This is a genomic window from Allobaculum sp., assembly GCF_047010065.1.
GTDB classification, from domain to species: domain Bacteria; phylum Bacillota_I; class Bacilli_A; order Erysipelotrichales; family Erysipelotrichaceae; genus Allobaculum; species Allobaculum fili.
In genome coordinates this window covers 1-9,747 of record NZ_JBKXLD010000087.1, presented here as the reverse complement: position 1 = coordinate 9,747, position 9,747 = coordinate 1, and the positions used below count along the sequence as shown (strand labels likewise).

The following is a 9,747-nucleotide window of genomic DNA, read 5'->3' as shown; positions in this document are numbered from 1 at the left end:
GCCCTGGCTGCTCATGTTCAAAAACGAAACCCATAACCACCCGACCGAAATCGAACCGTTCGGCGGCGCCAGCACCTGCATCGGCGGCGCGATCCGCGACCCGCTCTCCGGACGCAGCTACGTTTATCAGGCCGTCCGCATTACCGGTGCCGGCGATGTTACCGCACCGCTTGCTGATACGCTCGAACACAAGCTGCCGCAGTCCAAAATTTCCAAAACCGCGGCCAAAGGCTATTCCTCCTACGGAAACCAGATCGGTCTGGCGACCACCTACGTTGAAGAACTGTTTGATCCCGGCTATACCGCCAAGCGCATGGAAGTCGGCGGTGTCATCGGTGCCGCCCCGAAAAATCATGTCAAACGCGAAAAGCCGCAGCCGGGCGATGTGATCATTTACATCGGCGGCGCAACCGGACGCGACGGCATCGGCGGCGCGACCGGATCTTCCAAAGAACACAATGACCAGTCTCTGGATACATGCTCGTCCGAAGTACAGAAGGGCAACGCGCTTATGGAGCGCAAGCTGCAGCGTCTGTTTTCCAATCCGGATGCGACCCGTCTGATCAAGAAAGCCAATGACTTTGGCGCCGGCGGTGTTTCCGTCGCAGTCGGCGAACTGGCTGACGGCCTCGATATTGATCTCGATGCGGTACCTGTAAAATACGCCGGCCTCGACGGCACAGAACTGGCGATTTCCGAAAGTCAGGAGCGCATGGCCGTCTGCATTGCTGCCGAAGATAAAGAAGCCTTCCTGAAAGAATGCGAAAAGGAAAACCTGAACGCCGTTCAGGTCGCCACCGTAACCGATACAAACCGCCTCGTTATGAAATGGCGAGGCGATACGATCGTCGATCTCGACCGTTCCTTCCTCGATACCAACGGTGTCCGTCAGAAAGTTGATGTCACCATTCTCGAAGGCGAAAGCGAATGCAATCCATTCGTTTCCAGTGAGAAAACGCTTGATGAAGCGCTCGCCGAAGACAATACCGCAAACCAGCGCGGTCTTTCCGAAATGTTCGATGCTTCGATCGGCAAGAGCACCGTGCTCATGCCGTTTGGCGGAAAGACGCAGCACACTCCGGAAATCGGTTCCGTACAGAAACTGCCGGTACGCGGATTTACGACAACGTGCTCAGCGATGACCTACGGTTTTGATCCGAAGCTTTCCCGCTTCTCGCCATGGCTTGGCGCGCAGTACTCCGTTGTCGAAGCCCTCGCCCGTCTGAGCGCGCTCGGCTTTGATCCGCTCACTGCCCGTCTGTCCAATCAGGAATACTTTGAACGTCTCGGTTTCGATCCAGACAAATGGGGCTATCCGCTGCAGGCGCTGCTCGGTCTGGTCAAAGCCGAAATGGAATTTGAAACGCCGGCCATCGGCGGCAAGGACTCGATGAGCGGTACGTTCAACGATATTCACGTTCCGCCCACGCTGATCACATTCGCCACAGCCGTTACCGATACCGATCATGTGATCTCTTCCGCCTTTAAGGAACCGGGTCATCTGATTTATCTGGTTCGTCATATTCCTGAAAAGGACGGCAGCCCGAACTACGAACAGCTCAAGCACAATTTCGCCTCCATTCAGGAAGAAAACGAAAACGGCCATATCGCTGCAGCCCGCATCGTCAAGGATGGCGGTGTCGGGGCCGCTCTGGCGATCATGGCGTTTGGCAACGAAATCGGCGTCAATGCCAGTGTCGACGATCCGTTTGGATTTGGCATCGGCTCGATTGTTGTCGAAACGACGGAAGACATCGACCGCGACAACTGGATTCTTTTAGGCCATACGACCAAAGCCCAGGACATCACGCTCAATGAAAAAACGGAAAGCCTCGCGCAGGCCTATGCCGCCTGGAGCGAACGCTACGCCCGTCTCTATCCGACTGAAGCGCCCGCCAGAACAGAAAAAGACGCACAGAAAGCCAAAGCCGTTTCAACCTATTCTTCTGAGAAGCGCTATTCCAAAGTGAAATACGATAAACCGCTCGTTGTCATTCCGGTCTTCCCAGGACAGAACTGCGAATTCGATACCGCGGAAAAATTCCGCCGCGCCGGTGCGGAAGTGCAGACGATCGTCTTCAACAACCTGGATGTCGATCACATTAACGAATCGATCGACATGCTGGCCAAAGCCATTGAAAAGGCGCAGATCTTCATGATCGTCGGCGGCTTCTCGCTGGCCGATGAACCGGACGGCTCCGGCAAGTTCATCGTTTCCGTTCTCAAAAACGAAAAAATCAAAAACGCGCTCGATACGATGCGTGCCAGCGAAGGTCTGATTCTCGGCATCTGCAACGGATTCCAGGCGCTCGTCAAATCCGGTCTGCTTCCGTTTGGCGATCTGAACAAAAACGGCGAAGAGCTCGCTACGCTTTTCCGCAACGACATCAACCGCCACGTTTCCCGCGTTGCGCGCACCCGCATCACCTCGAATAATTCTCCGTGGCTGCAGGATTTCGATGCCGGCGACACGTTCTCGATCGTGCTCAGCCATGGCGAAGGCAAATTCATGGCCGACCCTGAACTGCTGCAGGAGATGATCGACAACCACCAGATCGCGACGCAGTACGTTGATGAAAACGGCGAACCGTCCATGAATGTGGAAGACAACCTCAACGGATCAATGCTCGCCATCGAAGGCGTCCTTTCCAAAGACGGCATGATCTTCGGAAAGATGGGCCACAGCGAACGCTACGAACCGGGTCTGTTCCAGAACATTTCCGGAAACCGCGATCAGGACATCTTCGCCAGCGGCGTCCGGTTCTTCACCCATAAGGAAAAAGACTAGCCCTCCGCTGCAAACCTCGCTTGCGATAATCCACATAAAAAATAGAAAGAAAAGCTGCTGTCCTGCAGATTGCAGAATGCGTGCCTGTCCGATTTGAACCCGGATATCCGACATCGCAAACTGCGATCCCTGGCCGGCGGCTGGCCTGCCCTCCTGTCCGGCTGACCAAAGCGATCCATCCGAGCGATCGTCTTCTGGAGGAAATCCCGGACAGAGTAACCAGAAAAATTTCAACAACGAAACATTCCTTCCTCACGGAATAAAGAAAGGAAAATGAAAATGGCTGATCAATATAAAGAAGCCGGCGTCGATCTCGAAGCTGGCTACGACAGTGTCCGCCGCATCAAATCCCATGTTGCCCGCACGAAAGTGCCTGGCGCCATGGATTCCATCGGTGCGTTTGGCGGCATGTTTGACTTAAAGGCAGCCGGGTTCAAGGACCCGGTGCTCGTATCCGGAACCGACGGCGTTGGCACCAAGCTGATGATGGCCTTCGAAATGGATAAGCACGACACCATCGGCATCGATGCGGTTGCGATGTGCGTCAACGACGTACTCGTCCAGCAGGCGTCCCCGCTGTTCTTCCTCGACTACATCGCGGTAGGCAAAAACTATCCGGAAGTCATCGAAAGCATCGTCAAGGGCGTAGCCGACGGCTGTGAGCTTTCCGACTGCGCGCTGATCGGCGGCGAAACCGCCGAAATGCCGGACATGTATGACATTCATCATTACGACATTGCCGGCTTCTGCGTCGGCGCAGCCGATCGTGAAAACCTGCTGACCAATACGAAAGTCAAAGCCGGCGATATCCTGATCGGACTGCCGTCTTCCGGCATTCACTCCAACGGCTTCTCGCTCGTTCGTAAAGTGCTGTTCAAGGACAACCACCTCGATCCGCACGAAAGCTTTGAAGAACTGGGCGGAAGAAAGCTCGGCGACGTACTTCTGGAACCGACCCGCATTTACGTCAAGCCGGTCAAGGCGCTCTTTGGCAAAGCGGATCTGCACGGCATGGCTCACATTACCGGCGGCGGATTCTTTGAAAACATTCCGAGAATGCTTCCCGAAGGCCTTGGCGTTTCCATCGATCTCAATTCGTTTGAACGTCCGGCCATCTTTGACTTCATTGCGAAGCGCTCGACCATTTCCGAGCAGGAACTGTACAACGTCTTCAACATGGGCATCGGCTTTGTGATCGCCGCTCCAGAAGAAGAAAAGGACAAAATTCTTTCCATCCTGGCTGAGCACGATCAGCCGGCGTATGAGATCGGCGAAGTGACGGATTCCGGAAAGGTTGAACTCCACCGATGAACGCCGTCGTGTTCGCTTCCGGATCGGGCACAAACTTTGAAGCCCTGATGGAAGCACAGAAGGACGGCCGCCTCGATGTGAAAATCGACGCGCTGTTTTGCGACAAGCCCGGCGCCTATGCGCTCGAGCGCGCGAAAAACTGGAATCTGCCGTCCAAATGCATCGCCTTAAAGGACTGCGAAAATAAAGCCGACTACGAACGACAGATTTTAGACTGGCTCAAAACGTACAATCCGGATCTGCTCATTTTGTCCGGCTACATGAAAATCGTCTCCGATACGCTGCTAGGCGCATATAAAGGCCGCATCGTCAATCTGCATCCGGCGCTGCTTCCCAGTTTCAAAGGGGCGCACGCCATTCAGGATGCCTATGAAGCCAGAGCGAAAGTGACCGGCGTTACGGTGCACTTCATTGATGAAGGCGTCGATACCGGTCCGGTGATCTTGCAGAAGGAAGTGCCGGTCAATCCAGACTGGTCCTTGGAAGAGCTGGAAACCGCCGTGCACGCTGCGGAATACGAGACGTTTTATAAAGGCATTAACGAGGCCGTAAAGATTCTTTCGGCAAAAGACTGAGTCTTCGAATAGAAATTCACAAAAATTCAGGACAGAAGCGACTGTCCTGAACAGAGATTGATTCGAGAAAAATAAAGGAGAAAAAAATGAAACGAGCACTGATCAGCGTTTCGGACAAAACCGGTCTGACCGATTTTGCCCAGGGATTAAAAGATCTTGGCTACGAGATCATTTCCACCGGTGGAACCCGTCGGACTCTTGAAAATGCGGGCATCGAAACCATTTCGATTTCCGATGTCACCGGCTTTCCGGAAATTATGGACGGCCGTGTTAAAACCCTGCATCCCGCCGTTCACGGCGCCCTGCTTTGCGTACGCGACAATCCGGAACATGTCAAAGCCATCCGCGATCTTGGCATTGAAGACATCGATTTAGTCTGCGTCAATCTGTACCCCTTTAAGGAAACGGTACAGAAAGAAGGCGTAAGCCATGCCGAAATCATCGAAAACATCGACATCGGCGGTCCAAGCATGCTGCGCTCCGCATCCAAGAACTACCGCTTCATTCCGGTTCTCTGCGATCCAGCCGACTACGACAAAGTTCTCAATGAACTGAAGGAAAACGGCGAAACGACGCTCGATACCCGTGAAAAGCTCGCGGCCAAAGTATTCCGTCACACTGCACGCTACGATGCGATGATCGCTGACTACCTGACTTCACGTACCGGTGAAGAATTCCCGGAAAGCATGACGATCACCTTCGATAAAGTGCAGGATCTGCGCTACGGCGAAAACCCGCACCAGAAGGCCGCCTTCTACAAAGGCATGAAGCCGCAGTATTCGCTGGCCAACGCGAAACAGCTGCACGGCAAGGAACTTTCCTACAACAACATCCAGGACGGTAACGCAGCCATCGAAGTTCTCAAGGATTTCGAAGGCCAGAAAGCGGCAGTCGGCCTGAAACATATGAACCCCTGCGGTGTCGGCATCGGCGCCACGATCAACGAAGCGTGGGATAAAGCCTACGATGCGGACCCGGTTTCCATCTTCGGCGGCATTGTCGCGCTCAACGACGTAGTCGATGCGGAACTTGCAGACAAACTGTCCAAAATCTTCCTGGAAATCATCATTGCACCGGGCTTTACGGATGAAGCCATGGAAATTCTGACTCGCAAGAAAAACATCCGTCTGCTTGAACTCGACACCACCCTCGAGCCCAGCAACACCCTCAAGTACACGAACGTCAACGACGGTCTGCTCGTTCAGGAAATGGATACCCATCGCCTGCGCGTTGAAGATCTGACATGCCCGACAACCCGTAAACCGACCGAAGAAGAACTCGAACAGCTCCTCTTTGGCTGGAACATCGTAAAGCACGTGAAATCCAACGCGATCGTTCTCGTCAAGGACAACCAGACGATCGGCGTCGGTGCCGGACAGATGAACCGTGTCGGCGCGGCGAAAATCGCCATCGAACAGGCCGGCGAAAAGGCGAAAGGTTCCGTTATGGCTTCCGATGCCTTCTTCCCGATGCCCGATACCGTGGAAGAAGCGGTAAAAGCCGGCGTGACCGCCATCATTCAGCCGGGCGGATCCATCAAGGATCAGCTGAGCATCGACGAATGCAACCAGCACGGCATCGCGATGGTCTTCACCGGCATCCGTCACTTCAAGCACTAATCTTTACTCAACTTAGGATTCACAAAGACAGACCGGGCCAGACGAGGATTTGATCGCGGCCTGCTGCCTTTACCATTTACACAGGGAACTGAAGCGTTCAGCTCCCTGTGTCTCTCATTCTGGCCGTCTTCCATCGTCTTTCCGGACAAATTTCCAAAGCGAAACCGGGAGAAAACCAGAGGTGAGAAGAGAGTCTCCAGAACAGAGTGTCTGATCTGAATGAAAACCAGACCGTCCCGCGTTCTGGCGGAGCGGTTAAAATGAAAACTTATCTGCAGTTTCTGCAGATCCTGCTAATATGAGGTGATTTTATGAAAGTACTCGTCATTGGAACCGGCGGAAGAGAGCACGCGCTCGCTCTGGCCGCTTCCAAATCGCCGCTTTGCGAAAAACTGTACTGCGCACCGGGCAATCCGGGCATGGGACAGATCGGCGAAAACGTGAACATCAAAGCCGATGACGTAAAAGGACTCGCGGACTTTGCGCAAAATAACGGCATCGATCTGACCATTGTCGGCCCCGAAAATACGCTGGCTGCCGGCCTGGCGGATGAATTCCTCGCCCGCAATCTCAAAGTGTTTGGACCGACCCAGGGCGCAGCCCAGGTGGAATCGTCCAAGGACTTTGCCAAGTCGCTGATGAAAAAATACGATATCCCGACAGCGGCGTACGAAACGTTCCACGATCTTGAATCCGCGAAAGCCTACGTGCTCGAACACGGTGCCCCAATCGTCATTAAGGAAAACGGTCTGAAAGCCGGCAAAGGCGTGACCGTAGCCATGAATATCGAAGATGCGCTTGAAGCGCTGGAGATCGCCTTTGCGATCGAAGACAATGCAGTCGTTATTGAAGACTATCTCGAAGGCTTTGAGTTTTCCCTGATCGCCCTGGTTAACGGCGATCTCGTCGTTCCGCTCGAATGCGCGCAGGACCACAAGCGCGTAGGCGACAACGATACCGGTCCGAACACCGGCGGCATGGGCAGCTATTCTCCGGTCCGCAAAATTACGCCGGAGCTCGTCAACACCACGATGGAAGCGATCATGAAGCCGATGGCCAAAGCGCTGCAGGCCGAAGGCGTTCCGTTTACCGGCTTTCTGTACGGCGGTCTGATGGTTACCGAAGACGGCATCAAGACAATCGAATTCAACGCCCGCTTCGGCGATCCGGAAGCCGAAGTCATTCTCTGCCGCCTGGAAAGCGACTTCCTTCAGGCGATTCTCGATGTTATGGATGGCAGAAAACCGGAACTGAAATGGACCGACAAAACGAGCCATGGTGTCGTTCTGGCCTCCACCGGCTATCCGGCTTCGTCCACCAAAGGCGCCTTGATTGAAGGCCTCGAAGATACCGATTCTCTGATTTACCACATGGGAACGAAAGAAGAAGACGGAAACCTGTACACCAACGGCGGCCGCGTACTCATGCTCGTCAACCTCGCGGATACGCTCGAAGAGGCCATGGAAAAAACGTACGCGGACTTGAAACATGTGAAATCCGATGCGCTGTTCTATCGAAACGATATCGGAAGAAAGGATCTGGACTAATGGCTAAAAGCGATCTGGAAATTGCACAGGAATGCGTCCTGGAACCGATTGATGTCATTGCCGCAAAAGCGGACATCGATCTCGATGCAATTGAACCGTATGGAAAAACGAAAGGAAAAATCGATCTGAATACGCTCGATCTTTCCCAAAATAAAGACGGCAAGCTCATTCTCGTTACCGCCATCAACCCGACGAAAGCCGGCGAAGGCAAATCCACCACGACCGTCGGTCTTGGCGATGCCCTCAATCGTTTAGGCAAGAAAACGATGATCGCCCTGCGCGAACCGTCCTTAGGTCCGGTTTTCGGTCTGAAAGGCGGCGCGGCTGGCGGCGGCTATGCTCAGGTTGTTCCAATGGAAGATCTGAACCTGCACTTTACCGGCGACATGCATGCGATCACGACCGCGAACAACCTGCTTTGCGCGATGATCGACAACCATATGTATCAGGGCAACGAACTCGATCTCGACAAGGATCGCATTACGTTCAAGCGCTGCCTCGACATGAATGACCGCACCCTGCGCGAAATTGAAATCGGCATGGGTTCCAAAGTCAACGGCATCGAACGCAAGGACGGTTTCAACATTACTGTTGCCTCCGAAATCATGGCCGCGCTCTGTCTGGCGGACGATCTGATGGATCTGAAAAAGCGCTTTGGCGACATGCTCATCGGCTTCAACCATTCCGGCGATCCGGTCTATGTCCGTGATCTGAAGTGTGAAGGCGCCATGGCTATGGTCATGAAAGACGCCGTGAAGCCAAACCTCGTACAGACGCTCGAACACAACCCGGTTCTCGTTCATGGCGGCCCGTTCGCGAATATCGCTCACGGATGCAACTCCGTTATCGCAACGAAAACGGCGCTGAAACTGGCTGATTACGTCGTAACCGAAGCCGGATTTGGCGCGGATCTCGGCGCGGAAAAGTTCCTCGATATCAAGTGCCGTCTGGCCGATCTTCATCCAAACGCCGTTGTTCTTGTTGCTACGATCCGTGCTCTTAAGCAGCATGGCGGCGTAGCCTTTGAAGATCTCAAGGAAGAAAACATTCCGGCTATGCTGGAAGGCTGTGCCAACCTGGCTAAGCACATCGACACGATCCATCAGTTTGGACTGCCGTGCATTGTCGCCATCAACCAGTTCGAATCCGATACGCCGGCTGAAATTGCGGCACTCGAAGCATGGTGCAACGAAAACGGTCATCCGCTCTCCCTTTCCCAGGTATGGGCCAAAGGCGGCGAAGGCGCGCTCGATCTGGCCGAAAAGGTAGTGGATCTCTGCGATCAGGAAAACGACTTCCACGTACTTTACGACGAAAAGGATTCGATCGAAAACAAGATCACGACCATCGCACAAAAAGTGTATGGCGCCGATCATGTCGAATTCACCGACGAAGCCAAAGCGCAGATCGAAGAATTCAAGAAATACGGCTGGGACAAGCTGCCCGTCTGCATGGCCAAGACGCAGATGTCTCTGACCGACGATCCTAAACGCATGGGCGCACCGAAAGGCTTCGCTATTACCGTGCGTGAGTTGCGTCCGTCTCTGGGCGCCGGATTTGTGGTTGCTCTGACGGGCAAGGTTCTGACGATGCCGGGTTTGCCGCCGCATCCAAGCGCGCTCGATATGGACATCGACGAAAACGGCAAGATCAAAGGGCTGTTCTAAGCCAAATAATTCTCGCAGCCTAACGAAGATACGAAACTGGATCGAGGAAACCGATCCTCGATGAAATCGATCTTCGAAGGGACCAAGAATTCAAATTCAATACGCAAAAAGAAAATGCAGTTTCGACGGACGCAAAATCCGCGAAACTGCATTTTTTCGTTTGGAAGAAAACCTGCCTCACTCAATCGCCAGCTCGGTTTCGGTCGCTTCGATTTCGTCTTCGAGGGTATCGTTTCCTTC

The 9,747-nt window shown here is 53.8% G+C and carries 6 protein-coding genes; all 6 read left to right on the top strand.

Going from position 1 to position 9,747, the window contains the following annotated elements:
* A partial coding sequence (locus tag ACLUYS_RS07850) for a phosphoribosylformylglycinamidine synthase (RefSeq protein WP_412659545.1) occupies positions 1 to 2,788 on the top strand: 2,788 nt, incomplete at its 5' end.
* A 279-nt stretch (positions 2,789 to 3,067) separates the two neighbouring features.
* Positions 3,068 to 4,099 carry a phosphoribosylformylglycinamidine cyclo-ligase gene (purM, locus tag ACLUYS_RS07845; protein WP_230267845.1) on the top strand — a complete coding sequence of 344 codons (1,032 nt, stop codon included), beginning with the start codon at positions 3,068 to 3,070 and terminating at the stop codon, positions 4,097 to 4,099.
* Positions 4,096 to 4,674 (top strand): phosphoribosylglycinamide formyltransferase, encoded by a 579-nt coding sequence (gene purN, locus ACLUYS_RS07840; protein ID WP_412659544.1) that lies wholly within the window; start codon positions 4,096 to 4,098, stop codon positions 4,672 to 4,674. Before purM ends, purN begins: the two co-directional genes overlap by 4 nt.
* An 86-nt stretch (positions 4,675 to 4,760) precedes the next feature.
* On the top strand, positions 4,761 to 6,293 hold the full coding sequence (gene purH, locus ACLUYS_RS07835) for a bifunctional phosphoribosylaminoimidazolecarboxamide formyltransferase/IMP cyclohydrolase (protein WP_230267847.1): 1,533 nt from the start codon (positions 4,761 to 4,763) through the stop codon (positions 6,291 to 6,293).
* 311 nt (positions 6,294 to 6,604) lie between these two features.
* A complete protein-coding gene (purD, locus tag ACLUYS_RS07830; protein ID WP_288339219.1) occupies positions 6,605 to 7,840 on the top strand; it encodes a phosphoribosylamine--glycine ligase in 1,236 nt (411 codons plus the stop codon).
* Positions 7,840 to 9,507, top strand: a complete 1,668-nt coding sequence (locus ACLUYS_RS07825) for a formate--tetrahydrofolate ligase (protein ID WP_230267849.1) — start codon at positions 7,840 to 7,842, stop codon at positions 9,505 to 9,507. Before purD ends, ACLUYS_RS07825 begins: the two co-directional genes overlap by 1 nt.
* The last annotated feature ends 240 nt before the right edge of the window (positions 9,508 to 9,747 follow it).

Coding starts and splice junctions, on each gene's coding strand:
- purM (WP_230267845.1), top strand. CDS start 3,068: ATGGCTGATCAATATAAAGAAGCCGGCGTCGATCTCGAAGCTGGCTAC.
- purN (WP_412659544.1), top strand. CDS start 4,096: ATGAACGCCGTCGTGTTCGCTTCCGGATCGGGCACAAACTTTGAAGCC.
- purH (WP_230267847.1), top strand. CDS start 4,761: ATGAAACGAGCACTGATCAGCGTTTCGGACAAAACCGGTCTGACCGAT.
- purD (WP_288339219.1), top strand. CDS start 6,605: ATGAAAGTACTCGTCATTGGAACCGGCGGAAGAGAGCACGCGCTCGCT.
- ACLUYS_RS07825 (WP_230267849.1), top strand. CDS start 7,840: ATGGCTAAAAGCGATCTGGAAATTGCACAGGAATGCGTCCTGGAACCG.